The organism is Oxalobacteraceae sp. CFBP 8761 (genome assembly GCA_014841595.1).
Lineage (GTDB): Bacteria > Pseudomonadota > Gammaproteobacteria > Burkholderiales > Burkholderiaceae_D > Telluria.
Genome location: JACYUE010000003.1, coordinates 347,399 through 372,752 on the forward strand (window position 1 = coordinate 347,399; position 25,354 = coordinate 372,752).

The following is a 25,354-nucleotide window of genomic DNA, read 5'->3' on the forward strand; positions in this document are numbered from 1 at the left end:
AGGATTCAATCAGCGTCGACGCTACCGAGCTGCTCACTCAAATTGCGCAAGCTTTCCAAAAGTCACCTAACCTTGCTCGTGTCCTTCATGGTGACCGAAAAATTCGGCAGGGTGGCCGAGGCAGAAGAACCGCATTGTTCCCGAGCATGAAATGCGGCGGCAGTATTCCACTGGAGAGCCGACTTGAGCTTGCATATGCTGTAGTTCTGGAACGTTCCCCTAGCGTGCAGGAATATAGAACTCAGGCAATCCGTATTCGCCTACCAAAGGGACGATTCGCGCACCCAGACTTTTTGATTCGAACGGCTTGTGGTCAAGTCGAGGTTCATGAGGTAAAGCCATCTATTGCACACTTGCCACAGGCTGACATTGATCGCTTCAGGTTGATCCGAAACGTACTTGACCAGGCTGGAGTGCGCTTCCAATTGATCGACGTGCACAGCTTACCGAGCCCGCGGATTTTGGAAGATCTACTGCAACGTTATGCGCGCGGTCACCTGCAAGCCTTCTCCCAAATGCAGATTGAACTGGCAAGATCGTTACTTACGCGTCATGGTTGTAACTCGTTTGACGCAGCGTATCAGCTAATGGTTTTACATGAGCTCCCAGTGCAAATAATCGATTTCTTGAGTTTTCATCAGCAGTGGCCCTTCAATCAACCGTCCACTGAAACGCTCGGGTCGCGAGGTGTCCGATGAGCTCCGCTTTTGAACCTAAACTGGGAATGCGATTCACAATCCATGGTGCAAAATTCGAGGTCAGTTTCATTACTGATGGAACAGTTCGTTACTCAAGCTGTGCGGGTGGACAAGTCCATCGAATGCCCTACGCGAAATTTCATGACCTACAACTCCAAGGAGAGCTTCTCGTCGCTGATACAACCGATGTGCTCGTCACACCGCACAACTGCCAGGCGAGCATCCGAAAATATCGCTATATCGAGACAGCAATTCGGACACTACCACGCCCTTCCGCGAAAGGACCGCTGGCCGAAGTAATCGGGCTAGTTTGCGCCAGCCTTTCCGATGCAAAGCCGCCTTCGATCAGAACAGTGTCATATTGGATCGCTGGATTTAAGAGGCGCAAAGAAGAATCTCTTCCACCGTGCCATTCGCGTCGGGGAAATCGAACGATTCGCTTCGCTGTCGAAGTCGAGCAATTAATCTGCGAAGCTATTGAGCAACAGTTCCTCCAGCGTGAACACGGTGGCGGCGACGCAGTGCACAGTCACGTGATCGGCAAAGCGGCACAGCTCGGCCTTTGCGACTCTCACACCAGCAACGTTAGGCTCCCGTCTCTCCGTACAATCCAGCGGCGGATAAAGCGCCTTGATCCGTACACGGTCACCCGTGCCCAGCAGGGTGTATTAGCTGCCAGCAAAGTAGCTCGTGCAGCGGGGCGTTCCATCGAAGCGCGAAATTGCCTTTCCATCGTTCAGATGGACACGCATAAGTTAGATGTACTGGTTGTTGATCCGGATACTGGCGACGTGTTGGGGCGTCCGTTCCTCACAGCCGTGCTTGACGTACACACAAGGTGCATTGTTGGCACGTACATCAGCATGTTCGATCCGAGCGCAACTACTGCTTTGGCTGCACTGAAGGACATGCTGGTCCGCTATGGCGTTCCAACGCTGATTATTCCCGACAATGGCGTCGAATTCGCGAACTCAGCATTTATCTTGGTGTGCAGTACGTTGAAGATAACGATTTCGCCAGCACAGTCGCGTGACCCGAATGGCAAAGCGCACGTGGAATCCTTCTTCAGAACGTTGACCATCGCGCTGATACAAAGCTTGGCGGGCACGACTTTTTCCAGTCCCGTGGCACGAGGCGACTATGATTCCAGTCGAAATGCGCGGTTCACCATGCAGCAAGTCATGTCCTTCGCCGACGAGTGGATTAACGAGGTATATCACAAGACAGTCCACTCGCGAACCCTTCGTGCTCCAGCTATCGCATGGGAAGAAAAAGCGAGAGTGATGGGTCCGATGAAACTCACTGCTGCGGAGGTGAATGTTCTGGCCAGACGGCCATATCAGCGATCCATCCATGGCGGCCGGGTTCAATTCGAAGGGCTGCACTATTATTCACATGCTCTTATCAGTCTTGAAGCGCAAGGCCACTCGAAAATTACGATCTTAATCGACGAGTTGAACCTGCAAACCGTCTTCTTCGAAGACCCTTCTTTGGTCGGTGAATACCTGATGGCTGAATCGACTGATCCCGGGTATACGGACGGTCTAACGATTTTTGCGCACATAGAGGCAATGAAGATCAAGAAAGCACTGTCCGACACGGACAGAAAGCGGTTCGGGCCTAATGCTAACCGTATCGCTCGCTGGACACTGATGTCGAGAATCCAGCATGAAAGCGAAGCAGCAAAGAAATGGCTCCGTAAGCTAACCAACGGTGCCGGCCGCAAGTCACATAAAGTCGATGCAAAATCGAATCCTCGTGAATGCAGCGAGTTTCTGCATAAAGACGAGGCCGAGCAAATTTATAGCCCCCAGCATACGCTCGCCCCCCTGCTCGCCTCAATCCCTCAGCAAACGTCGGAGGTAGGGTGGAGCGCTATTCCAACGATCCAGTCCCTAGAAACAGAGTAGACCATGCTAAAAGAAAACCTGATAGCACGCGTGGCTGAACTCGACAAAGTCATCATCCTACACGCGGCTTTCGAGAAAGCAGTGCTAGGGATTGAGGAGTGTGTGCTGAAGTCCCGGCACTATCTTGAACCAGTCGGTAGTCTAGTTCTTGCGGAGGCCGGACTCGGGAAAACCACAGTAAGCCGCGCACTTTTGTCACGCATGCCGATCTCAACGGAATGCCACGCCCACGTTGAAAGGACAATCGTACCCGCCTTTTATTTCGAAATCCCGTCACCGGCTACTGTGCGGTCCGTTGCTGCAAGTATGCTCGAAGCACTTGGTGCGAACGCATCAACATCCGGTAAATCTGCACACTATCTAACAGAGCGGCTATGCATGTTGTTGGAGAAGTCTAAAACTATCTTGGTCTTTGCAGATGAAGTACACAATCTTTTTGGTAGCAAAAGCCAGTCATCTATAACGAACAGCCAAGTCCGTAACTGGATCAAAACATTAGTGAATCGGACTGGCATTTCTTTTTGTCTCGTGGGCCACCCTTCATTCGAACCGGTCCTAGCTGAAGACGATCAATTAGCACGCCGGTTCCCAATGCGATTTCACCTTTCACCGCTGACTCCTGGAGACCAAAGCCACCCAGGGGATTTAGTACTCTTCATGGACGAAGCCATTCGGAAAGCCAAACAGCGATTGGCTCTTGCATCAATTCCCCGATTTGATTCTTTATATAGTTCAACACAAGTGTACGCAGCAACTGGCGGAATCCCATCATTTGTTATTTTGCTAATAAAGCAGGCCATATTAGAAGCGTTGAAATCGGGCACAGAGCATGTAACTTTAGAGAATTTTTCGACAGCCTGGGATAGGGGGGCGACGGCGGCAGTTAGTCTAGTTACCGAAAATCCATTTAGGTTATCTCATGGCGCACTCTCTACGGCCATACGGAGACGGACGTGAAAAATTCTTTACTGTTCCGCCCACTTCCGTTTAAAGATGAAACGCCTGCAAGCATTTTAATACGTGCTGCACAGGAAAATGGTCATTCGTCTGTATATCAGTTGCTCTCTGGAACCGATGTCCTATTTTGTGAAGAGCGTTTGCGCGCCACGCTTGTTGACCCTATACAGTTCGCATTACTAATCAAAAATCTTGGTCTTGTCGATGAAGTAGCTGGGCTTTCTCTAGCGCGTGTTGGTTCATCGCCACGCGCAGCCCGCCAATATCGGTCAGCAATCATACCTAATCATTACTTTCGTCGCTATGATGCGAGAGCGTTTTGCGCAGCATGTCTGCGTGAACAGCCATACTGGCGCCAGCAATGGTTGGTCCGACCATTTTCAGCATGTGCTCGACACAATCGTCTCTTAGTAGATCGTTGTATCAACTGTAAGCGGAGGCCATCACTGGCACGCAGCGAAATTTCATCGTGTAACCATTGTCAATCTTCATTGTTGGGGATGGAAGGCGATACGATTTGTATCGGTGCAATAAATGCGGTTGAGGAGATGCTGGATTACAAGGACTTTGCCTCGTTAAACCTAGTACTCGAGTTCTGGGGGGCGTTGGCACGTTTCGACGGACTAATGGACGATCCGTCTGTCGACTATGCAAGACTAGAGGCCGCCGTCTCATTTTTGCGCGGCGATGGAGCCGCACTTGAGTATGTCGCAGCGCAGGCCGTATATCGTCTACCGAGTATGAGGTTAAGCAATCAGTTGCTGCCTTTTTTATCGGGCGGTCCCATGCTGAAAAATTTCGCCGACGAAGTTGCCAGTGCAGTTTGGCCATTCACTGAAATTGGCGCTGCGAAATCGCGCCTACCGTATCTCAGCAAAAGCGAAGTGTGCGCCCTACTGAAGCTGCCACCAGCAAAACTGATTGAGCTACTTACACGTGGAGATATAAACTTCTTAAGCGATGGTCAGCAAAAGATAATCTCGGCTATTGAACGTGATTTACGTATGGAGGGTTTTTCGCAGACCGAAATCCTATATATGTATTATGAAGATACTTGACGACAGGTCATAAATAAAATTTAGTATTTGCATAGGTGATCTAGAAATTATTCTTCCTGAACGTGTACGTGCGCTACTTGGATGCGATGTTACACCTCCACTTCGTTGGATTGGTTTTACTAATCTACTATGGTTTCACTAATTCTGCCGCTTTTCATTTCACGGAAATACTTTTCAGGATTCGCACCGTATTTTAGCCAATTTATACCGGTGCGATCTCCATGCGCTATATTGCACCTAACGACATACGGCCCATCATGCTCATATTTCTCGACACAGAATATACAGACTCTTTAAATTGTGACCTCATCAGCATTGGGATGGTGAGCGAGGACGGCGAGTACGAACTGTACTTGGAGCGCAGCGACTACACGCGAGAATGGTGCAGCCCCTTTGTTCATGCCGCTGTGCTACCTTTACTAGGAGGGAACGTTGAGGCTGTTGACCGAGACACGCTAGAAAAACGGTTATCAATATGGTTTTCCTTGCTGCCTGGTAGTGTCACTATTGCGTGCGACAGCTTTACCGACTGGGAATTGCTGTTTGACGCATTAGACGGCAAGCGGCCGCAGAATCTCACGGGACGATACGATTTGTGCGGACAGATTGGCTCGCCAGAATTCCACCACGCCGTTGTACGGTATCACGAACGTAGCGGGCCATGGCACCATGCTCTTCATGATGCAAGAGCACATAGGTGCGGCTGGCTAGCATGGAAGAACAACAAGGAAAACTGCTGACAGGAGGGGAATTGTGTGAACGCGTGATCTAGCTGTCAACCTACCGCATCAGTACGGATCGATGTGCCCATTGTTAGCTATGCGGCGGCCACTAGAACTGCAGGCACTTGTTGGTGAGTTGGCGTAGGTTTTTTCCAACATGCTCTGGATTCCCAAGGGGAAGATGACCCTGGAACATGCGGTGGGCCGATCGTCCAGCCATCGATGGTTATTTCGCGTAGACATTTGCTGATGGTTAATATAGTGTGCGTGAAGATCGATTTTCCCTTTGGTGGCCGGTGATGAACACGTTATGGAGCACGCATTGAACGTAAAGCTTAGATTTCAAGAACACATGCTCAGGACGGGCAAGCAGGAGAAGACCTCTACTGAATACACACGCTATATCGACAATTTATCCGACCATGCTAAGAGGGACATTTTTTCTATACGGCGGCCGGCAGAACTTGCGCCTTTAGTAGCGCGGTATGATTCAAACGGCCCAGATTCCAACCAGGGAAATGTCTACAACGGCGGCCTGCGCGCAGCGATTAAACAGTATTACGCCTTCTTGCAATACCACGCTCCGCCTTTGAACCAGATCTTGTACGGTCCTCCGGGTACCGGCAAGACACACACCACAATCGACGAGACACTGGCCATTCTCGATCCCGTTTTTTTGGAAACCTATCGCATGGATCGGCTCAAGCTCCGGGCTCGTTTCCAAGAACTCGAGCTTTCGAATCATGTGCGCTTCGTAACATTCCATCAGAGTTTCAGTTACGAAGACTTTGTGGAGGGTTTGGGGGCCGTGCCCGACCCGGTCACGAAGCAGTTGACGTTCCCGCCAAAACCGGGCGTCTTCAAACTGATCTGCGATGATGCCCAGGTGAAGGAAGTGTTGGTGGACACACCGCCAACCATTGAGATTGGGCCAGATACGACTGTGTGGAAAATGTCGCTCGGGAATCGGGCCGAAGAGAATCATATTTATGAAGAATGCATCAAGGATGGGCGCATTCTTCTTGGGTGGGGCAATGGCCGGGATTTTTCCGGGATTACCAGTGAAGGTGGGATTTCGACTCTGCTCGGCGGGCCTACTCAGAACGGAAAGCCGCCCTCGGGCTTGCGCGCTGTCGACTACATGGTGCGTCAGATGAAACCTGGTGACTTGGTGGTCGCTGCTGACGGAAACTCAAAGTTTCGTGCGATTGGTCAAGTGACGGGAGATTATGCCCACCTACCTCGGGCGGCAGATACTTTCGCGCAATCGCGCTCTGTGCGCTGGCTCAAGGTATTCGACCTCTCGATGGAATGCCGTGCAATTATGAACAACGACTTTACGATGGGCGCACTGTATCCGATCGGTTCCCATGCACTTGACCGTACCAAGCTAGCAAAGCTATTGAGTTCTAGTGGCACAGAAGTGCTAGCGCAGCAGGGGCCGCGCGAGCGCGTCCTGATCATCGACGAGATCAATCGGGGTAACATCTCACGCATCTTCGGGGAATTAATCACCCTGATCGAACCGAGCAAGCGCTCCGGCGCTAGCGAGGCCTTGTCGGTGACGCTGCCGTATTCGAAGGAGCGCTTTAGCGTCCCGGACAACTTGTATTTGATCGGTACGATGAATACTTCCGATCGGTCCTTGAGCGGCCTGGATATCGCATTGCGCCGCCGCTTCGTCTTTAAGGAAATGCCGCCGCGTCCTGATTTGCTCGCCAATGTCAACATTCATGGCGTGGTCATTGGACGACTGCTCACGGTGATGAACGAGCGCATCGAGGCATTATTGGATCGCGAGCACTGCCTTGGCCATGCCTATTTTTTGCCCTTAATCGAGGATGACTCGCTGCTGCGCTTAGGCCGCATTTTTGAGCGGCAAATCATTCCGCTACTTAAAGAATACTTTTTTGAGGACTGGAACCGCATTCGGTGGGTGCTCAACGATCATCGCAAGTTGCTCGTGAACTGTTTTGTAGTGCCGACCGAAAGCAGCACGGCAGTACTGTTCGGTGAGAGCTTCGAGGGGCGGGTGCAAGAAAAAAATTGGATGATCAACGAAGACGCTTTTGATCGCGTTGAATCGTATCTGGGGATTATCGATAGCGACGCGGTACCTCCTTTGCCATCGACGCCCCGCGTCAGTGCTGGTAGTGTCACCTATGAAGGTTATCACATCGAGCGCTTCAAGTCGCGAGCGGTCGTGGTAAAAAAAGACGGCGTAGAACAGATTGCCAAGCCGATCCTACGTAGTCTGGCCGCCAAGCTCAGCGTTAGTTGCTTGAACTCCATGGGCAACGAGTACAACACGCAGCAACTCGGCGATAAGGTCATTACCGCAGCCTTAAAGGCTAAAAGTTGAACGAAACCGTCGTCGTTCGCGAGTTCGCCAAGCTGACCACCTGCCCGTTGGCGGTGACTTCGCTTGACCGTGCCCAGGTCACAAAAAGCGCGTTCGATTACCTGTGCCACCTGGCAAGCCAGTTCCGCGCCAATGGCGCCCAGTTGCTTGAAGTGGAGGGTAGCCAGTGGCTGCGCTTAGACAACTTCGTCGGCATCCTTGAGACGCCATGCGGCACCACGCTGGAGATTCTACCCAAGCACGTGGAATCTGGCGACTCGAAAGAAGCAGCGCGTGCTCTCATGGCGAGGATGATCCAGGCCGCACTCGACCTGCCTGCGCGCGAGGTAGGGCCGGCCGATCTGGCTCTGTTCAATATGCCATTGTCGGAATGGGTTCGCCGCCAATTCTTAACCGCGCTTGAGCACCTCGTGAAGCGCGGCATGAAGTTCGACTACCTACGGGTAGAGGAAGAGCAGCGCAACCTGCGCGGTCAACTCGACATAATCGCCCAGTTGCGCCAGCCGCTGCACCGCGCGCACTACCTCCATACCCGCCACGATGTGTTCTCGCTCGATTTTCCCGAGAACCGCCTGATCCGCTCGGCCTTGCTGCAGGTTTCCCAATCGACCCAGGACCCGCTCAACTGGCGGCTCTCGCACGAACTCATGCAATTGCTGGCCGAGGTGCCGAGTTCGCACAACGTTAAGCTCGACTTCCGGGCCTGGCGCTGCGGGCGCTTAATGGCGCACTATGCACCGATCCTGCCATGGTGTCAGTTGGTGCTGGGCCAGCAGCTGCCGCTGGCGGTACAGGGCGAATGGCATGGCATGAGCCTGCTGTTCCCCATGGAAAAACTGTTTGAACGCTTCGTAGAGGCGGCGCTGCTGCGCCAGTTGCCGCGCTCGGCACACTTGAAACGCCAGGCGCGCGAGACCCATCTATGCCAGCACGACGGCAAAGGCTTTTTTCAACTGCGGCCCGACCTAGTGCTCGAGTGCGGCGGTCAGCGCGTAGTTTTAGATACCAAGTGGAAGCGCCTGGGAGGAGCACGCGACAAGCGTTACGGCATCTCTCAGAGCGACTTCTACCAACTCTTCGCTTACGCGCACAAGTATATTGAAGTGAGCCAGGTGCATAAGGAACTTGTACTGATCTATCCCCGCACAGATGCCTTCGAGTCGCCGCTGCCGCCCTTTGCGTTCGCTCCCGCCATGTTGCTTTGGGTGGTGCCATTCGAAATGGGCAACAGAGCAGGGAAGGAACGCCTGCTCGTGCATCCGGACATGCAGATTGCACCGCTGCTACCATTCTCACTACCTCCCGACCCAACAAAGGCTGCGGCATGAGATCGCCGTAAAGTCTATTTAATAACGCCTACCGACCACTAAAGGCGCACACTCGAACTTGCTTTCCAAGAAATTACCCATACACTGAGCCGTTACGAAGGTCGCAGCGGGTCAAGGCTGTGTAAAAACACAAACTAGGCGTCGGCTCGGCAACACTCGACCTTTCAGATCGCTCGCCACGGCGTTTTCCCCAGTTCGGGAATGGTAAAGGGACCCCTAAAGACACGCCGATCGCGCGTTTTTACACAGCCTGGGCCAAAAGCGGACAACCCGGGGTTCATCCAGATGCTTATTACCCAGCAGTTTGAAGCATTGCATTCTGGTTTCAACACGACGGCGGTGGTAGCTGCTCCACTTCTCCAGATTGTCCGGCCCAGCCGGCGTCCAGTGTGCCTAGGCCCAGTGGGATCAGGAGACGCGCCAAGAGCGCGTTCCATTCAACCTTGCGCTCGGGCTATCTGCGCGGCGTGAGCGTGGCGATGTAGAGCGCTTCATGCATGAACTGATCGAATCGAACGTGCCTGGCTTGACCGCAACCGCGGGTAGCCGTACGCCGCCGGCCGGTGCTCATCCAGGTGATGCGGACTTCCTAATGGTGTTGGAGACCGGTCAACAGGGCGAAAAAAGCGCCGGCCTACATCTCTCGGATCTGCTCGAGTTCCATGGCCTTAGCCAACCCGACTGGGAGAGGCTGAAGCCAGGAAGAGGAGGAATAGCTGGTGGAAGTGTCCGCGCTTTGGGCCAAACGTAGTACGGCAACTCGACTTTGGACTTTGCCGAGATTGTTTTTGGTCTTGATCAGGGCGAGGATGATGGACCACTTAGAGGTAGGTAGTTCTAACGTGTTGCAGGTTAGAATACCGGCTACCTAGCCTGAAACACTGACCTGAGTCCAATTATGCCTATAGCTTCGACGAAAGAATTTGAGAATATTCTCATGCATTTGAGTGTTTTACGCTATATTTTCAAATCAAAAAGTAAGCTCCAACAATATGATCTCAATAAGGCTGCCGAAAATTTCTTTCGTGATTTTTTGAATGTTGCTTTCGACTACGAACTGATCAACCTCAATGACATAACTAAAAACCAAGCTGCAATCGATCTCGGTGACTGGAAGGAAAGATTGTGCATCCAGGTCACTGCCGAAAATAGTTCACCTAAAATCAAAGAATCGTTAAAGAAATTCAATGAATATGGGCTTGAGAAAAACTATGACCGCTTTGTGATGCTCATCTTAACTGCTAAGAAAAATTACTCGACGACTTTTCCTGTTAATGGCATTACTTTTAAAACAGCCGATGACATCTGGGATGTCGATGATTTATTGAAGAAAATTGAAAATCTTTCGTTAGAAAAGAAAACGTTTCTTTCCGAGATGCTAGGTCGAGAAATGCGTCCGCTTTTTTCTCAGTTCGCTGATGATGGCAGTATCTTCAAGGCACAGTCAGTCGTTAATCAACCTGCCGTATCAGCAGACGTCGTGTTGAAGTACATGGATTACGAAGCCGACAGTGGAGATGGAAAGACCGTCTTCAAGAAAATTGGGGATCTGTATTCCAGGCTGTCCAATTTATCACGGCAGGCACGTATATGTTTGCACACAGTTATTAGTCGAGGCGAGATAAAGCATAACAGTTATCAATTGCCGGTTCAAGAATATGATAACTTATTGTCTGGAATTTCCCCGCACGAAAGGCATGGCAATTTCAGAAGTTTAGAAGCTGCGAATTTGATGTATGCAGATGATGGCTTTATTATTGCGGGATGGAAGCTGGAGGCAGGGGTCGATTTTTATGCGGTAGCTTCAGAAATTCTTGAAATACAGTTGAAGATTGAAAATGGGCTTGAACGTTTAGTCGTTGACGCCGATTTCAGTCTTCTTGATTAGCCGTAGCACGAATAGGGAGTAGCCGGCCGAGGTTCGTCGATCGACCAAAATTATGATCACACCCAAGCTGCTCTAGGCTCATGAAAAGGTTTTTGCTGTTCCGGTCATCGTTCGAAGGGATCAGCGACCACTTCCAATCGACGTCGGTTAGGTTGGATTGTATCTTGATAAGCCCTGGTGTCGCCGTGCTGCTGTGGACCGAAACCGCTTGCTACCTTTCGCTCGTTTCGCGCGCGCACCCGCGCTGGGTCGAGCCCGACGATACTTTGTGCACGTAGCGCACGACTAGTCATTGCGCCTTACACACGCAATTTCCAGCCGTGGCGCGACTCGTCGCCGATTTCCTTTAAGCTGGTCTGATTGCTTTCCGTTACGGTATCGCGCAACTCCGATATTTTCAGACTTTAACGGTGATGGTCTATCGCCAGCGTTGAATGACAGATCAGCGCCGTTGCGTGGATCTCTCATCGCATAACTTTTCGACATTGAAATAGCATGCTCAGTTAAATTCTTACATTTATCTAAACCATTAAAATCATTAAATTCTTTTTTAAAAAACAGCTATGCTGCTCTCTCAATCGTGATTGTACCATTTACCATAAGCAATTCGTTGTTGGTGATGAAGTGTGAGTTTTCGGCGTAGAAAATTTGTTATTGTTGCAGACCAAAGTTAGGCAGGGGTATGCTAGCTTATATGAAACACAAAAACGCGATATAGTATCAAAAAAATCGGATTAGAAATCTAAATCAGTGGAAAGATTTATATGCCTGTCGTAAGTGAGGCCGGCCGGAGTTCCGTCATTGAGAACCTACTCCGAAGCAATAGGAGCGACTAGGTTGAGGCAACAGGGTTAAGTTCTTTTTAATACACAGTGCTTGTATCGGTTCATCGCAAAAAATCCGATTCAAGTAGCTGCTAATTAGTCATGCCAAAGTTTTTACTGGTGAGCAGAACCATTAGAGTATTATCAACGAGATAATAAAAATCACATAAATATGAATTTTTTCCAAATTAGAATTAAAAATTATCGTAGCATTTCTGAGGAAATAAATTTAAATTTTAAAAACAGAACGACTATTATTGGTCCTAATAATAGTGGCAAAACAAATATTGTCAGTGCTATTCAAACTTTCTTTAGTGGTTTGGATAAAAATCTTTATGAGGTGAAAAGAGATTCTCCAATCGAAACTAGTGGAAAGCAAACCAGTATTATTGCCTCATTCTTTCTGGATGGTGACTCTGATTCTGATTTCATTGACCTGTATTCACAAATGCAAGATTGTCTTGAAGCAGAGAAACGTCAAGATTCTACTTTCCAACTTTTTCTCTACTACTCGACTGCAGGCAAACCTGTTTATCAGTTTTTTCCAAATGCAAAAATAAAAAACAAAGCTACACACAATTTCAGAGTTCTTCACCTGCAAGCACTCCGACTAATATTAGGAAAATTTTCTTGTAAAGTCATTCCTTCTGTTAAGGATCCTGAAGAACTATTCTCTAAAATTTTATTGCCATTTATTAAGTGTACCGTTGCGGAAGTCTTACATCCTCATTTGCCCCAAATAAAAAGTGCACTGGATGAAATTTCAGATTCTATCAACGCTGTGTTAGAGCTAGCGAAGCTAAAAAAAATTCAAGTCGCCATCGACGTCGCTGAAAATATTGATAGTATGCTTTCCAATTTTAACTTTTATATAGATGATGGAATAAAGACTTCGGCAAGTTCAAAAGGTTCTGGTGTACAGGCCGCCACGATTCTAGCGTCCCTCAAATGGGTCGGTCTCGAAGAGAAGAAGAATGGTCGGGAAACGATTTGGCTGTTGGAGGAACCGGAATCATATCTTCATCCTGAACTAGCAAAATGTTGTGTAGCGATAATAGAGGATTTGAGCGAGTTGAATTGCGTAATTCTCACAACGCACGCTATTTCTTTTGTTGGAAATAAGCCCGAACAAATTTACGAAGCAACGATCGGTGGTGGCGTAACAACAGTAAAGCAGTGCCAGACTTATTCAGAGGCGACTTCATCTATTCGGAAATCCTTAGGCTTACGCTATAGCGACTTTTTCCAACTTGGTAAATTTAATTTGCTAGTAGAAGGCGTATCAGATCGAGAAATACTGAGTTGGGCAATAAACCAAATCAAGCCTAACAAGGGTAAAAATAACTTCCCTATGCTACGACAAGCCACAATTATTGACTTCACTGGAGTTTCCAGTCTGAAAGATTTTTTAAAGCATTCTTATGACTTTATAAGAAATGAGGTCTCGACGTTTATTATATTCGATGGTGATGAGGCGGGAGTAGAGGCAGCTAACGCGCTTAACAGATTTTTTTCGAACAAGTCTATTCCTTTTGGCCCCAACAGGGATTACGCAGTATTGCCGAAGGGATTTCCAATAGAAGGTTTATTCCCAAACGATTTTATAGTTGAGATGTATGAAAATCATCCGGGGTGGTTTAGTAATTTTAACGCCGACATCCATGGTAAGGTGCTTGCATTCTCATTGAAAGATGGAAGCAAAGGAAGCATGCAGCGCGCAATGATGACTAGAGCAGAAAAAGAAACGGCGAAGACAGGAAATTATGCTTGGGCTAAAGAATTTATTGGCTTGTTTAACATTGCCGAGACACAGTTAGCGCTTAAGGCGGAGCAGATTTATCCATCTGGAAATTAATATGAGATTAAGTCTCTACCTATAATAGAATCTTTATATTACTGCCACAAGCAGCGTTACTAAGTGATACGCTGATTGGTGATTATGCATCTGTTCACGTTGAGCCTAAGCTAATCCTTTCCTTTTTACAATAGGTTGCTCAACTTTGACGACCACTTAAGCGAGGCGCAAGAAATGGGACTTTATGAGAATCGTGCAGTTCTCTTTTTGGATATCCTAGGGTTCTCCGACTTAGTCCAGAGTGGGAGGGAGGAACGGCTGCTTGGCATTCTCCAACACCTACAAGGAAGAGCGCTAGAGGCGCGCCAAGCTGATAAGCTCGACTTCACTGCTTTTTCAGATTGTGTAGTCGTTTCAGCCCCAGTGAACGAGGGAAAAGGTGTTCTACAGATCGTAGCTTATGCTCAATTCTTAGCTCTAGACCTGTTGGCCAACCGCCTTCTTACTCGGGGTGCTGTGGTGGTCGGAAATCTATATCACGATGGCGCAATCGTCTTAGGCCCGGCGCTTGTCGATGCATATAAGCTTGAGAGCAAAAAGGCGCTATATCCTCGCATTTTGGTTTCACATAGCGTCCTTGGTCTGGTGGCCGACGCCACCCCGCATCTGCGGGAGCAGGGTCATTCAGTGCCATATTACTTTCGGGAGGATTTTGATGGCTCATACCATATCGATATATTCGTTCATGGTGCAAATACACCCGAAATGTACTGGGGAGACGTGGGAACGAACGGGAAAGTCGACAGAAACGCTTTTCGCGACTCGCTGCAACTCTTCATTAGCAGGGTCTACTCAAGCCCGCCACCCTCTGTAGCGGCGGAAAAGTATGCGTGGCTCGCGAGGTACTTTCTTGAGGTTTGCCAAGCCAACTTGTGGCCCATACCCGAAAACCTCCCAGTCTCTCAGAGCAAGAGGATCCAGTATGAGCAGGAACTTCGCGATATCCATTTGGCAGAGCGCTACGGAGACCGCGATTAAGAGTGCCCGACAAGACCCTATCGTTACCTCGGAAGCAACAGGAGCGGACAACGAACCATTCCGACCATGCGCTTCCTGCTTAGGCTGCATAAAAACGCAAATTAGGCGTCTGCTTAGCGATATTTGGTTCAAGGAACCCACGGTTGCGTCAAACTTTATTGTTGCAAACGGATTCTTTGCAGAGCTTAAATTGGGGTTTGTGTCGAACTTTACTTGCATGCCCAGCGTGTTGAAGTCGTTTCCTGCATAGGCGGGCTTATGTCTAACTTTATTGTTAGTCCACACAAGCGTACGAAGTCCCTGTGATCGCCTTTTAGAGTAGTGCAAGCTTATGTGTCGTTTTGAGAGCTTAGTGCAACTTTATATGTCGTTCAGTTCGAAGTGATGTGTCGCTGAAAACTCTAACTCATTGATTTTTCAGTGTGCCCGGTGCAACTTTATGTGTCGCCCAACGTTTTCATTCGCGACACATAAAGCTTCACTGAACGACATCAGGATCGCATATTCTGGAGTTAAGTAGCTGATTCTAAAGGCAATATTAGTTAGCCGACTTGTACAGCGCTCGTGTGAAATTGAATGTGGTCGTGTCGTTACGCCCTAAAAATGAAAGGTTATGTGTCGTCCCGTGCAAAGTTATGTGTCGCCGAAAATCGTAAGTCGTTGATTTCATTGTCAGCCCAGTGCAAATTTATGTGTCGTCCAACATCCAGCTTGAGTTCCCTCAATCCTTCCGGCGCGTAGATCGAGATCGACTGCGCCTTGAGCATGCGCTCGAACATCGGCCCTTTCGATTCCAGGCTGAAGTAGCAGGTTTCGGGCCGTACGGGGATCGCGGCCGGCGGCTGCGGCGAATACTGCAGGCGCACGCCGGGCAGCGCCGAGAGCACGAACTTCTCGACATCGTCCGGTGCGCCGACCTTGAAGCGCAGCGGCACGATTTCGACCAGTTTGAGCGCCGCAATGTCGGCCGATACCGCGATATAGAACGTGGTGTCGTCGTCGATCTTGCCCGAGTCGAGCATCCCGATGTGGTACGACGGGCGCACCTCGTTGAGCGCAATCCCGAAGTACTTGGCCGAGATGACCGTGTCGAGCAGTTCGCGGATGATCATGTGCAGCTTGGCGAAGGCCGGGCCGGGATCGCCGTGCTGGTAGGCCGGCAGGTCAGCCAGGGTCCAGCTCTTCGAGAAGGTCATCAAACCGCCGGCCACGTCCAGCAGCGACTGGAACAGGCGCTCCGGGTGCAGCGCCGGATGATGAAAGTGGTGCGTCAGCGCCGCGTAGGCCGCGCTGGCCGTATGCAGCAGCCAGAACGACGACATGTCGCCCGAGCGGAATTCGATCACGTTGCGGGTCGGTTCGCGGTGGTGGCCGTACAGCGCGCCGACCTTGGCCTGCAGCGCGTCGAGCAGGCGCCGCAAACCCTGGAACAGCACCGGTGACGCGCCCACCGACAGGGCCGGCGGCACCAGGGCCGGATCGGGTTCGAAGCCACCGGTGGGCGCGCGCCGCACGCGCAGCAGCGGGAAGTGAATGTAGGCGTCGCGCGGCTCGAACTCGGCCACCAGGCGCAGCGCGCGCCGCAGATAGGCCAGCTGCACCGGCGCGGCCTGTGTGAACAGGTCGGGCGCTTCCAGGTTCACCTGCATGAAGCGCGCCGCGTTGTCGGCCGACGTCGCGGCCTGCCCCGGCTGCACGAAGTTGGCGTTGAAGGGTTTCAAGCCCGGCAGCGCCGCGTAATACGTCACCGCCTGCACCGTTTGCGCCAGCGTGCTGAGGTCGATCGTGGCGGGCAGCTCGTCGCTGCCCGGTGCCTCGTACAGCTCGCCATCCTGAAAGCGCAGCGCCAGCCCGGTCACGCGCAGCATGCTGCTGGCCAGCGCCTCGCGGTCGATCTCGCACAGCTCCACGCCCCAGGCATAGGGATGGACCGCCTTGACGCTCTTGAACAGGCAATGCTCGTGGTACGCATCCTGGCGCTGGAAGTGCTGGGGGCGCAGCAGCAGACCTTCGCCCCAGAGAACTTTGCTCGTCATGGTGCTGTCTTCCCAGTTGTTATGGCCGGAAAGAAACAATAACGACGACATAGAGTTGCCCACGTGAAGTTCATCAACGTTTGGCGACGAACCGCATGGCAACATGCGATTGGTTTTCATCACGCAACATTCCGCACGCCCTCCCTCTGCTCCACCGCGAAGGAACGCTCCATGAAGGGATACACGCCGGATCTGTTCGGCCGTCTGCTTGGCCAGCCGGTACGCCAGGGCGTTGTCGTCGTGCGCCTGAATGTCGACGAGTTGAAGGATGCGGTGGCGCGCGACCTCGAGGCGCTCCTGAACACGCGCTCGATCATCCAGGAGGGCGAACTTGCCGGCTACACCGAATGCAAGACGTCGATGGTCGACTACGGCCTGTGCGATTTCGCCGACCGCTCGCTGTCGAGTCCTTCGGACCGGGCCCACATCTGTGCCTGCATCGAAGCGGCCATCACGCGCCATGAGCCGCGCCTGACCGGTGTCAAGGCGCAGCTGGCGCTGCGCGACGAGGCGGCTGGCCCGTCGATCAATCGCCTGAGCTTTTCGATCACGGCGGTGCTGGTGGGGAGCGTGTCGCAAGAGCCGGTCAACTTCGACGCCGTGCTGCAGCCCTCCACGCTCCAGTACAGCATCCGCAAGGCTGGCCGCGCAGCAGCAACAATGGCAACAGCGGCGTCGCCGGTGAAGGAGACCTGAGATGGACCAGCTCCTGCCCTACTACGAAAGCGAACTGGCCTACCTGCGCCACAACCTGCGCGAATTCGCCGAGCGCTATCCGCGCGTCGCCGGGCGCCTGTTGATCAGCGGTGAAGTCTGCGAAGACCCGCACACCGAACGCATGATCCAGTCGTTCGCCTTCCTCAATGCGCGCATCGCCCGGCGTCTCGACGACGATTATCCCGAGTTCACCGAAGCGTTGTTCGGCGTGCTCTACCCGCACTACCTGCGCCCTTTTCCATCGTGCTCGATCGCGCAGCTCGGCCCCGCCATCACCCCCAGCACCACCGGCACCGCTGCTACCGCTGCCACTGCTGCCGCCCAGCAGACGAGCGTGACGACGATCGGGCGCGGCGCCGCATTCAACACGCGGCCCGTGCGCGGTGTGGAATGCACGTTTCGCACCGTGTATCCGGTGACGGTCGCGCCGCTGGCGATCACGCGCGCGGCGTTCTCCCCGATCATCGGCGCGCCCGACACGGTGCGCTTGCCGGCCGGCGCCACGGCCAGCATCAGCGTGCGCGTGGCCATCACCTGCGACGGGCGCGGACTCGATGCGCTGGCGCTGCCGGCGCTGCGCCTGTTCCTCGATGGCGAGCCGTCGCTGTGCGCGGCGCTGCGCGACGCGCTGCTGGTGCGCACGGTGGCCGCCTACGTGCAGGCCGATGGCGGGCACTGGCTCACGCTGCCGGCGCTGCCGGTACGCAGCGCCGGCTTTGGCGACGACGAGGCGCTGATCGATTTCCCGGCGCGCTCGCATGCGGCGTACCGCCTGCTCACCGAGTACTTCTGCTTTCCCGAAAAATTCAACTTCGTCGATCTCGACCTGGCCATGCTGACGGCCGCCCTGCCCCGCGGCACGCGCGCGCTGACGGTGCACCTGGCATTGGCCGGCATTCGCAGCGACTCGAACCTGGCGCGCATGCTCGGCACCCTCTCGACCAACAACCTGCTCACCGGCTGCACGCCGGTGAGCAACCTGTTCCCTCAGCGCGGCGAACCGATCCAGCTGACCCACGCCAAGGCCAATTACCCGGTGCTGGCCGACGGGCGCCGCGCCTATGGCTACGAAGTCAATGCGATCAACGACGTCAATATGGTGCGCCAGACGGCGCAAGGCGAAACGATCATCAAGTTTCAGCCCTTCTACTCGCTCAAGCATGCGCAGACGCCGCAGCACAATGGCCACTACTGGGCCATGGCGCGCGATGAAGCGCTGGCCGAACGCAGCCCCGGCTTCGAAACCCAGATCACGATCGTCGACATCGATTTTGATCCGGCCAAGGTCGAAAAGACCACGCTCAATCTCGAACTGACCTGCACCAACCGCGACCTGCCATCGCTGCTGCCATACGGCCAGGCAGGGGGCGACCTGTTCACGGAAGGCGGCTCGGGCACGCGCGCCATCACGTTCCTGCGCAAGCCGACGCGCACCTGGCGCTTCGCGCGCGGCCGCAGCGCGCAGTGGCGCCTGATCTCGCTGCTGTCGCTGAACCACCTGTCGCTGGCCGATGGCGGCGTCGACGCCTTTCGCGAAATGCTGGCGCTGCACGACGTGCCCCGTTCGGCCGCCTCGACGCGCCAGATCGGCGGCATCCTCGCGATCGACTATACGCCCACCAGCGCCTGGTTGTCCGGCAATCCCTTCAATTGCCTGGTGCGCGGGATCGAGGTGCGGCTCAGTATCGATGAAGAAGCGTTTGTCGGTAGCGGCATCCACCTCTTCGCCCACGTCATCGAACGCTTCCTGGCGCTGTACGTGCACGCCAACAGCTTCACCCAGCTGGTGATCGTGTCCCATCAATCGTCCGAGGAACTGCTGCGATGCGCACCCCGAAGCGGCGATCTGAGTCTGCTGTAATCGAGCAGCTGTTTCGCGAGCCGTGGCGCTTCGACTTTTTCCAGGCAGTGCAGGTGCTCGAGTTGTGGCTGCGGCGCCGTGGCAAGCCGGCGCACGGGCTGGTGGCGGACATGCTGCGCTTCCAGAACTCGGTGTCGCTGGGTTTTCCGGCCAGCCAGCTCGAAAGCATCCATGCCGACGTGCGCGACCTGTCGATCGGCATGCCGTTCGCGCTGCCGATCGACGCCGCAGCGCTGGCCGACGCGGTGCAGGAATGCACGCTGCGCCATGTGCGCCTGACGCCGGCCTTCATGGGTCTGTTGGGCTGCAACGGCGTGCTGCCGGCGCATTACACCGAGCGCATCGCCGCGCACCAGGCGCACCACAAGAACGAGGAAGAAGACGACGGCCCGCGCGCCTTCCTGGATGCGTTCTCGAACCGCTCGCTGGCGCTGTTCTACGAAGCCTGGCGCAAGTACCGCCTGCCGTTGAAGTACCAGCCCGATGGCCAGGATGCCTTCCTGCCCCTGTTGATGAGCCTTGCCGGGCTGGGTGACCCGGCCCTGCGGCGGCGCCTGAGCGACGTGGGCGACGGCGCCGTGCTGGACGAATCGATCGGCTATTTTGCCGCGTCGGTCCGGCACCGGCCGGTGTCGGCCGTGCAGCTCGCGCGCGTGCTGTCCGAGTATTTCGGCCAGCCGATCATGGCCGAACAATTCATCGGCGCCTGGTACGACATCCCGGCCGCGCAGCAGTCGATGCTGGGCCACGACAGTGCCGTTCTCGGTACGCGCGCGCTGGCCGGTGCGCGCGTCTGGCAGCGCACGCTGCGCCTGCGCCTGATCGTCGGGCCACTGACACATGCGGGCTTCCAGGCCTTCCTGCCGGGCGGGCTTGCTGCACGCGCGCTCAAGAGCGTGCTGGCGCTGTTGACCGGCGTCGCCCTCGAATACGAAGTCGAGCTGGTGCTGCGCGCGGCCGATGTCCACAACATCACGCTGGACGCCGTCAATCCGGGCCGGCTGGGCTGGGACGCCTTTCTGGTACTCGATGCGCCGCCGCGCGACCGGCACGATGTGCGCTACGACCTGCTCGCCACACCGCCCCCGGTCGTCAAGACACCGGCCGCCACGTCGCAGCCGTTTGTTAGGTGACAAACGCACCCCGTGCATCCCGATGGCGTATCCTGACGGCTGTGGGGCATCACGCCTCGATGGACTGGAGTGGTGATGAGCGAACAGATCATCTCGGCGATCAAGCTGGGCGGCCAGCAGCTGGCGGCCGTCGTGACGCTGGCGGGACCGGAACGCTACGAGTATTTCATCCGGCGCGCGGCCGAGGCGCGCGAAGTATGGGGCCTGTACCAGGACGGCTGGGCGCTGGCCAAGACGGACGACGGCACCCTCGTGTTTCCGATGTGGCCGGCCAACGAGTACGCCACGCTGTGCGCCGAATTCGAATGGGACGGCTATGACGCGCAGGCGTTCTCGCTGGAAGAACTGATCGAAGAACTGCTGCCGCAGCTCGAAGAAGACAGCGTCCTGCCGGGCGTGTTCTACACGCCGGGCGACAAGGGCATCACGCCCACCGTGGCGCAGCTCATCGGCGATCTCGAGGACGAACTGCGCCGCAACTGACTGGTCTGGCGGGGCGCCGGCGTCACAGGCCGGCCAGCAGCGCCTCGACCACGTCGAGCTGCACCGGTTTGGTCAGGTGGTGATCAAACCCCGCCTCGTTCGAGCGCTGGCGATCGCTCTCGGCGCCCCAGCCGGTCAGCGCCACCAGCACGATGTCTTCCAGGCCCGGCGTGGCGCGGATCGCGCGCGCCGTCTCGTAACCGCTCATGCCCGGCATGCCGATGTCCAGAAACGCCACGCGCGGGCCAAACCCCTGCGCGACGGCCAGCGCCTCGTAGCCGTCGTGCGCGACTTTCACCGTGTAGCCCGACATCTCCAGGATCATCGACAGCGTCACGGCCGCATCGACGTTGTCGTCCACCACCAGCACCTTCAGGCCGCCGGCGGCGTTATCAAGCGCTGGCGCAGGCTCGCCTGGCGCGGGCCCGGCCTGTACTGCCTCGGCGGCCAATGGCAGGCGCACCGTGAAGATGCTGCCGGCATTGGCGCCGGCGCTGGTGGCGGCGACCGAGCCGCCATGCATCTCCACCAGGCGCCGCACCAGCGACAGGCCGATGCCCAGCCCGCCCTGCGAACGGTCGACCGTGCGGCCGATCTGGCTGAACATCTCGAACACGCCGGCCAGCGCATCCGCTGCGATGCCCACGCCGCTGTCACGCACCGTGATCACGGCGTCAAGCCCATCGCGCTGCGCCGACAGGGCGATCTGCCCGCCCGGTGGCGTGTACTTGGCCGCGTTATTGAGCAGGTTGGCCACCACCTGCGCGATGCGGGTAGCGTCGGCGTCGACCGGGAGGGCCGCATCGGGCAGGTCGACCGTCAATGCATGCTGGCCTGCGTCGATCAGCGGCATGCTCGTTTCGACCGCGCTGGCCAGGATGGCCGCCAGGCCGGTGCGCTCGCGCTTGAGTTCCAGCTTGCCGCCGCTGATGCGGGCGATGTCGAGCAGGTCGTCGATCAGGCGCACCATGTGGCCGACCTGACGCTCCATCATGTCGCGCACCTTCGCCATGGCTGCCGGATTGTCGCCGCTCATGCGCATCACCGACAGGCCGTTCCTGATCGGCGCCAGCGGGTTGCGCAGCTCGTGCGCCAGCGTGGCCAGAAATTCCGTCTTGCGGCGGTCGGCCTCGGCCAGGTCGTCGGCCAGGCGCCGCAGCGTCGATTCGGACTGCTTGCGCGCCGAGATGTCGTTGAACAGGAGCGCCACCTTGCGGCTGTCCGCGCCGCCGATGCGGGTGGCGTAGACATCGAACCAGCGGTTCATGGCTGGCGCCTCGTTCTCGAAGCGCACCGGGTCGCCCGTGAGCGCCACGCGGCCATAGGTGTCGAACCAGAAGTCATCGAGCCCGGGCAGCATCTCGCGCGCGGTGCGGCCCACGGCGTCTTTCAGGCCGGTGTGCGCCTTGAAGGTCGGATTCATCTCGAGGAAGCGGTAGTCGACGGGCCGGTTCGCCTCGTCGAACAGCATCTCGAAAATGCAGAAGCCTTCGTCGACCGACTCGAACAGGGTGCGGTAGCGTTCTTCGCTGGCGCGTAACTCCTCGACCATCCGTCTGCTCTCGATGTTCGCGGCCTGCAGCTGGTGCAGCAACCGTTCGCGTTCTTCGCTGGCCTTGCGCTGCTGCGTGATGTCGCGCGAGATCACCAGCAGGTGCGCGCGCAGCCCATCGCTGCTGGCAGTGCGCGTGACCATCACGTCCCACCACTTGGGCGTGCCTTTGGCGGTGGGACAGGCGGCGACGAGATGGCCGGTGCCACCGGCGCGCGCCGTCTCCAGCGCCGCGCGCACGGCGTCGTGGGACTCGGCCGGCCAGAACGCGATCCATGACTGGCCACGCAGCAGGCTGATATCGTCGATCTCCATCGCGCTGCCGCCATTGCAGTTCATCGCGAGGATCGTGCCATCCGTCTCGAGCAGTTTCACGCAGTCGGGGATGGCTTCGAACAATGCCCAGCCGAAGGAAACGGCGTCCTGTGCCGGCATGGTGTCGCGGGATTCCTGCATGTATGACCTTCCGGCTATGTCTCCAGACTTGGAGAACGTTAAAACAATTTCAACAGGAAATTTTACCCAGATCGGCGTGACCTTGCAGTAATGATGCATACGTCGTGCATCCGGGATGGGCGTATTCCCCCTCATGTCATCAAACTGTGACCAAACTGTCACGCCGGCGTCATCTTGCCTTACTACTATTCACGGGCTTTCCCTCATCCACACAACAAATACAGGATCCATCCCGTGAACAAGCCGACCGATCTCGCCCGCCATGGCATCGACCATGACGATATCGACCTGAATACTTCGTCGAACGAGCAATTCAGCACTGTCATGAACGCCCGCCTGAGCCGCCGCAACATGCTGCGCGGCGGCGCCGCCACGGCTGCCACCGCGCTGCTGAGCACCTTCGGCCTGACCGCGTGCGGCGGTTCGGATGATGATCCTGTCGCGACGGCCCCGGCACCAGTAGGCAACACGCCTTCGCCGGCGCCGGTCGAAAAGCTGCTCGGTTTCACCGCCGTCGGCAAGAGCCTGGCCGACACCGTCGTTGTCCCGGCCGGTTACACCGCCAGCGTGATTTATGCACTGGGCGATCCGCTCGCAGCCGGCACCCCCGCCTACAAGAACGACGGCACCGACACCGATTTCGAGAACCGCGCGGGCGACCACCACGACGGCATGGAATTCTTCTCGCTGTCCGCCGACGGCGCCGTCTCGACCACGGGCGTCACGCGCGGTCTGCTGGCCATGAACCACGAAGCGACCACCAACGAAGGCCTGGCCTCGTTCTTCGTGCACGCCAATGGCGGCACCAATACGCTGCCGCGCCCGGCGCTGGAAGTCGACAAGGAGATGGCGCTGCACGGCCTGTCCGTCGTCGAAGTCCGCACCACCAACGGCAAGTGGGAATACCTGCAGAATTCGAACTTCAACCGCCGCGTGCACCAGCAGACCGAGGTCCAGATTTCGGGCCCGGTGCGCGGCAATGCGCTGGTCAAGACCAAGTACTCGCCGGACGGCACCAAGTTCCGCGGCACGCTCAACAACTGCGGCACCGGCCGCACCCCGTGGAACACCTATCTGTCGGGCGAAGAAAACTGGGCCGGCTACTTCACCCGCTCGGCCACCGACAACACAGCACGCGGCGACAAGAGCGTCGCATCGCTGAACCGCTACGGCGTGGCGCAGGGCGCGGCTTCGCGTCACGGCTGGGAAACGGGCGGCACGGACGACAAGTACGCACGCTGGAACATCAGCAAGAAGGGCACGTCGATCGACGGCAGCGATGACTACCGCAATGAACTCAACGGCGAAGGCTACATCATCGAGATGGATGCCTACGACAAGACCCGTCCACTGAAAAAGCGCACCGCGCTGGGCCGCTTCGCCCACGAGAGCGCCGCCTTCGGCCGCCTGCTGGCCGGCGCGCCGCTGGCCATCTACATGGGTGACGATTCGCGCGGCGAGTACATCTACAAATTCGTCTCGACCGCACCGTGGAATCCGGCCGATGCCATTGCCACCGACCGTATTGCCACCGGCGACAAATATCTCGACAGCGGCAAGCTGTATGTGGCCAAGTTCAACGCCGACGGCAAGGGCAGCTGGATCGAACTGAACATCACCAACGCCGCGATTGCCGGCTACGCCACCTACAAATTCGCTGACCAGGCCGACGTGTTCGTCAACGCCCGCCTGGCAGCCGATGCCGTCGGCGCGACCAAGATGGACCGTCCTGAATGGTGCTCGGTCAACCCGGCCAACGGCGAGATCTACTACACGCTGACCAACAACAGCAACCGCCGCGCCGAACCGAGCGGCTCGAGCCAGGTCGGCGTGGACGCGGCCAACCCGCGCGCCTACACCGACATGAAGGGCACCACCGCCCAGCCGGGCAACCCGAACGGCCACATCATCCGCATGAAGGAAGATGCCGCCGGTTCGACCGCCACCACCTTCAGCTGGGACGTGTACCTGTTCGGCGCCGAAGCGGCGGCCGCTGCGAGCACGATCAACCTGTCGGGCCTGACTGCTGACCAGGACTTCTCGAGCCCGGACGGCATGTCCTTCACCGTCTCGACCGGCATCTGCTGGTTCCAGACCGACGATGGCGCCTACACCGACGTCACCAACTGCATGATGCTCGCCGGCTTGCCAGGCTCGGTCGGCGACGGCAAGAAGGTCACCGTGCCGAATGCAAAGGCCGACGGTTCGGTCCTGAACGTCGACACCTACGTCGGCAAGGCCGCCACGCCGGACACGCTCAAGCGCTTCCTGGTGGGCCCGAAAGGCTGCGAGCTGACCGGCATCGCTGAAACGCCGGACGGCAAGGCGCTGTTCGTCAACATCCAGCACCCGGGCGAAAACACGGCTGCTGCCAACATCGGCGACGTCACCAAGTACACGAGCCAGTGGCCAGCCAATGCCGGCTACGGCGGCGGCAAGCGTCCGCGTTCGGCGACGCTGGTCATCACCAAGAACGACGGTGGCCGTATCGGTTCGTGATCGCCTGATCTGAGGTGTGCCTGACCTGAGGGGGGGG

General features: G+C 55.9%; 16 protein-coding genes and 1 pseudogene. 14 read left to right on the forward strand and 3 right to left on the reverse strand.

Features of this window, described 5'->3' with window-relative positions; translation table 11 throughout:
• Window positions 1-694: 694 nt before the first annotated feature.
• The 6 genes from IFU00_19515 to IFU00_19540 all read left to right on the forward strand — a co-directional run bounded on the left by IFU00_19515 (window position 695) and on the right by IFU00_19540 (window position 9,035).
• Complete coding sequence (locus IFU00_19515; GenBank protein MBD8544469.1) at window positions 695-2,608, forward strand: transposase family protein; 1,914 nt, start codon at window positions 695-697, stop codon at window positions 2,606-2,608.
• 3 nt (window positions 2,609-2,611) lie between these two features.
• On the forward strand, window positions 2,612-3,565 hold the full coding sequence (locus IFU00_19520) for a TniB family NTP-binding protein (GenBank protein MBD8544470.1): 954 nt from the start codon (window positions 2,612-2,614) through the stop codon (window positions 3,563-3,565).
• The gene (locus tag IFU00_19525; GenBank protein MBD8544471.1) at window positions 3,562-4,623 is read left to right on the forward strand and encodes a TniQ family protein; all 1,062 of its coding nucleotides are present in this window, start codon (window positions 3,562-3,564) and stop codon (window positions 4,621-4,623) included. The genes IFU00_19520 and IFU00_19525 overlap by 4 nt, the downstream gene beginning before the upstream one ends.
• 221 nt (window positions 4,624-4,844) lie before the next feature.
• Window positions 4,845-5,363 (forward strand): 3'-5' exoribonuclease, encoded by a 519-nt coding sequence (locus tag IFU00_19530; protein MBD8544472.1) that lies wholly within the window; start codon window positions 4,845-4,847, stop codon window positions 5,361-5,363.
• A 304-nt stretch (window positions 5,364-5,667) separates the two neighbouring features.
• A complete protein-coding gene (locus IFU00_19535) occupies window positions 5,668-7,707 on the forward strand; it encodes an AAA family ATPase (protein ID MBD8544473.1) in 2,040 nt (679 codons plus the stop codon).
• Window positions 7,704-9,035 carry an McrC family protein gene (locus tag IFU00_19540; protein MBD8544474.1) on the forward strand — a complete coding sequence of 444 codons (1,332 nt, stop codon included), beginning with the start codon at window positions 7,704-7,706 and terminating at the stop codon, window positions 9,033-9,035. The genes IFU00_19535 and IFU00_19540 overlap by 4 nt, the downstream gene beginning before the upstream one ends.
• A gap of 288 nt (window positions 9,036-9,323) precedes the next feature.
• Here IFU00_19540 and IFU00_19545 read toward each other — a convergent pair.
• Window positions 9,324-9,424, reverse strand: a pseudogene (locus tag IFU00_19545) (IS5/IS1182 family transposase).
• A gap of 509 nt (window positions 9,425-9,933) precedes the next feature.
• On the opposite strand from IFU00_19545, the gene IFU00_19550 reads away from it, so the two are divergent.
• From IFU00_19550 to IFU00_19560, 3 genes are all read left to right on the forward strand, one after another.
• Window positions 9,934-10,923 carry an SMEK domain-containing protein gene (locus IFU00_19550; protein ID MBD8544475.1) on the forward strand — a complete coding sequence of 330 codons (990 nt, stop codon included), beginning with the start codon at window positions 9,934-9,936 and terminating at the stop codon, window positions 10,921-10,923.
• A gap of 996 nt (window positions 10,924-11,919) precedes the next feature.
• Window positions 11,920-13,602, forward strand: coding sequence for an AAA family ATPase (locus IFU00_19555; protein ID MBD8544476.1), 1,683 nt, complete (start codon window positions 11,920-11,922; stop codon window positions 13,600-13,602).
• A 174-nt stretch (window positions 13,603-13,776) separates the two neighbouring features.
• The gene (locus IFU00_19560) at window positions 13,777-14,580 is read left to right on the forward strand and encodes a hypothetical protein (GenBank protein ID MBD8544477.1); all 804 of its coding nucleotides are present in this window, start codon (window positions 13,777-13,779) and stop codon (window positions 14,578-14,580) included.
• A 611-nt stretch (window positions 14,581-15,191) separates the two neighbouring features.
• Here the strand turns inward: IFU00_19560 and tssK are convergent.
• A complete protein-coding gene (gene tssK / locus IFU00_19565) occupies window positions 15,192-16,616 on the reverse strand; it encodes a type VI secretion system baseplate subunit TssK (GenBank protein MBD8544478.1) in 1,425 nt (474 codons plus the stop codon).
• 171 nt (window positions 16,617-16,787) lie between these two features.
• On the opposite strand from tssK, the gene tssE reads away from it, so the two are divergent.
• The 4 genes from tssE (at window position 16,788) to IFU00_19585 (ending at window position 20,810) form a co-directional block, all read left to right on the forward strand.
• Window positions 16,788-17,312 carry a type VI secretion system baseplate subunit TssE gene (tssE, locus tag IFU00_19570; protein MBD8544479.1) on the forward strand — a complete coding sequence of 175 codons (525 nt, stop codon included), beginning with the start codon at window positions 16,788-16,790 and terminating at the stop codon, window positions 17,310-17,312.
• 1 nt (window position 17,313) lies between these two features.
• Window positions 17,314-19,194 carry a type VI secretion system baseplate subunit TssF gene (gene tssF / locus IFU00_19575; GenBank protein ID MBD8544480.1) on the forward strand — a complete coding sequence of 627 codons (1,881 nt, stop codon included), beginning with the start codon at window positions 17,314-17,316 and terminating at the stop codon, window positions 19,192-19,194.
• Window positions 19,158-20,327: a type VI secretion system baseplate subunit TssG gene (tssG, locus tag IFU00_19580; protein ID MBD8544481.1), complete on the forward strand. Its 1,170-nt coding sequence runs from the start codon at window positions 19,158-19,160 to the stop codon at window positions 20,325-20,327. The genes tssF and tssG overlap by 37 nt, the downstream gene beginning before the upstream one ends.
• 75 nt (window positions 20,328-20,402) lie before the next feature.
• Window positions 20,403-20,810 (forward strand): DUF2750 domain-containing protein, encoded by a 408-nt coding sequence (locus IFU00_19585; GenBank protein ID MBD8544482.1) that lies wholly within the window; start codon window positions 20,403-20,405, stop codon window positions 20,808-20,810.
• 22 nt (window positions 20,811-20,832) lie between these two features.
• On the opposite strand, the gene IFU00_19590 is transcribed toward IFU00_19585, so the two are convergent.
• Entirely contained in the window at window positions 20,833-22,818 is a 1,986-nt protein-coding gene (locus IFU00_19590) for a response regulator (GenBank protein MBD8544483.1), read from the reverse strand.
• A 234-nt stretch (window positions 22,819-23,052) separates the two neighbouring features.
• Here IFU00_19590 and IFU00_19595 point away from each other — a divergent pair, with 234 nt between their 5' ends.
• On the forward strand, window positions 23,053-25,317 hold the full coding sequence (locus IFU00_19595; GenBank protein MBD8544484.1) for a PhoX family phosphatase: 2,265 nt from the start codon (window positions 23,053-23,055) through the stop codon (window positions 25,315-25,317).
• The last annotated feature ends 37 nt before the right edge of the window (window positions 25,318-25,354 follow it).

Coding starts and splice junctions, on each gene's coding strand:
- IFU00_19515 (MBD8544469.1), top strand. CDS start 695: ATGAGCTCCGCTTTTGAACCTAAACTGGGAATGCGATTCACAATCCAT.
- IFU00_19520 (MBD8544470.1), top strand. CDS start 2,612: ATGCTAAAAGAAAACCTGATAGCACGCGTGGCTGAACTCGACAAAGTC.
- IFU00_19530 (MBD8544472.1), top strand. CDS start 4,845: ATGCGCTATATTGCACCTAACGACATACGGCCCATCATGCTCATATTT.
- IFU00_19550 (MBD8544475.1), top strand. CDS start 9,934: ATGCCTATAGCTTCGACGAAAGAATTTGAGAATATTCTCATGCATTTG.
- IFU00_19555 (MBD8544476.1), top strand. CDS start 11,920: ATGAATTTTTTCCAAATTAGAATTAAAAATTATCGTAGCATTTCTGAG.
- IFU00_19560 (MBD8544477.1), top strand. CDS start 13,777: ATGGGACTTTATGAGAATCGTGCAGTTCTCTTTTTGGATATCCTAGGG.
- tssK (MBD8544478.1), bottom strand. CDS start 16,616: ATGACGAGCAAAGTTCTCTGGGGCGAAGGTCTGCTGCTGCGCCCCCAG.
- tssE (MBD8544479.1), top strand. CDS start 16,788: ATGAAGGGATACACGCCGGATCTGTTCGGCCGTCTGCTTGGCCAGCCG.
- tssF (MBD8544480.1), top strand. CDS start 17,314: ATGGACCAGCTCCTGCCCTACTACGAAAGCGAACTGGCCTACCTGCGC.
- tssG (MBD8544481.1), top strand. CDS start 19,158: ATGCGCACCCCGAAGCGGCGATCTGAGTCTGCTGTAATCGAGCAGCTG.
- IFU00_19585 (MBD8544482.1), top strand. CDS start 20,403: ATGAGCGAACAGATCATCTCGGCGATCAAGCTGGGCGGCCAGCAGCTG.
- IFU00_19590 (MBD8544483.1), bottom strand. CDS start 22,818: ATGCAGGAATCCCGCGACACCATGCCGGCACAGGACGCCGTTTCCTTC.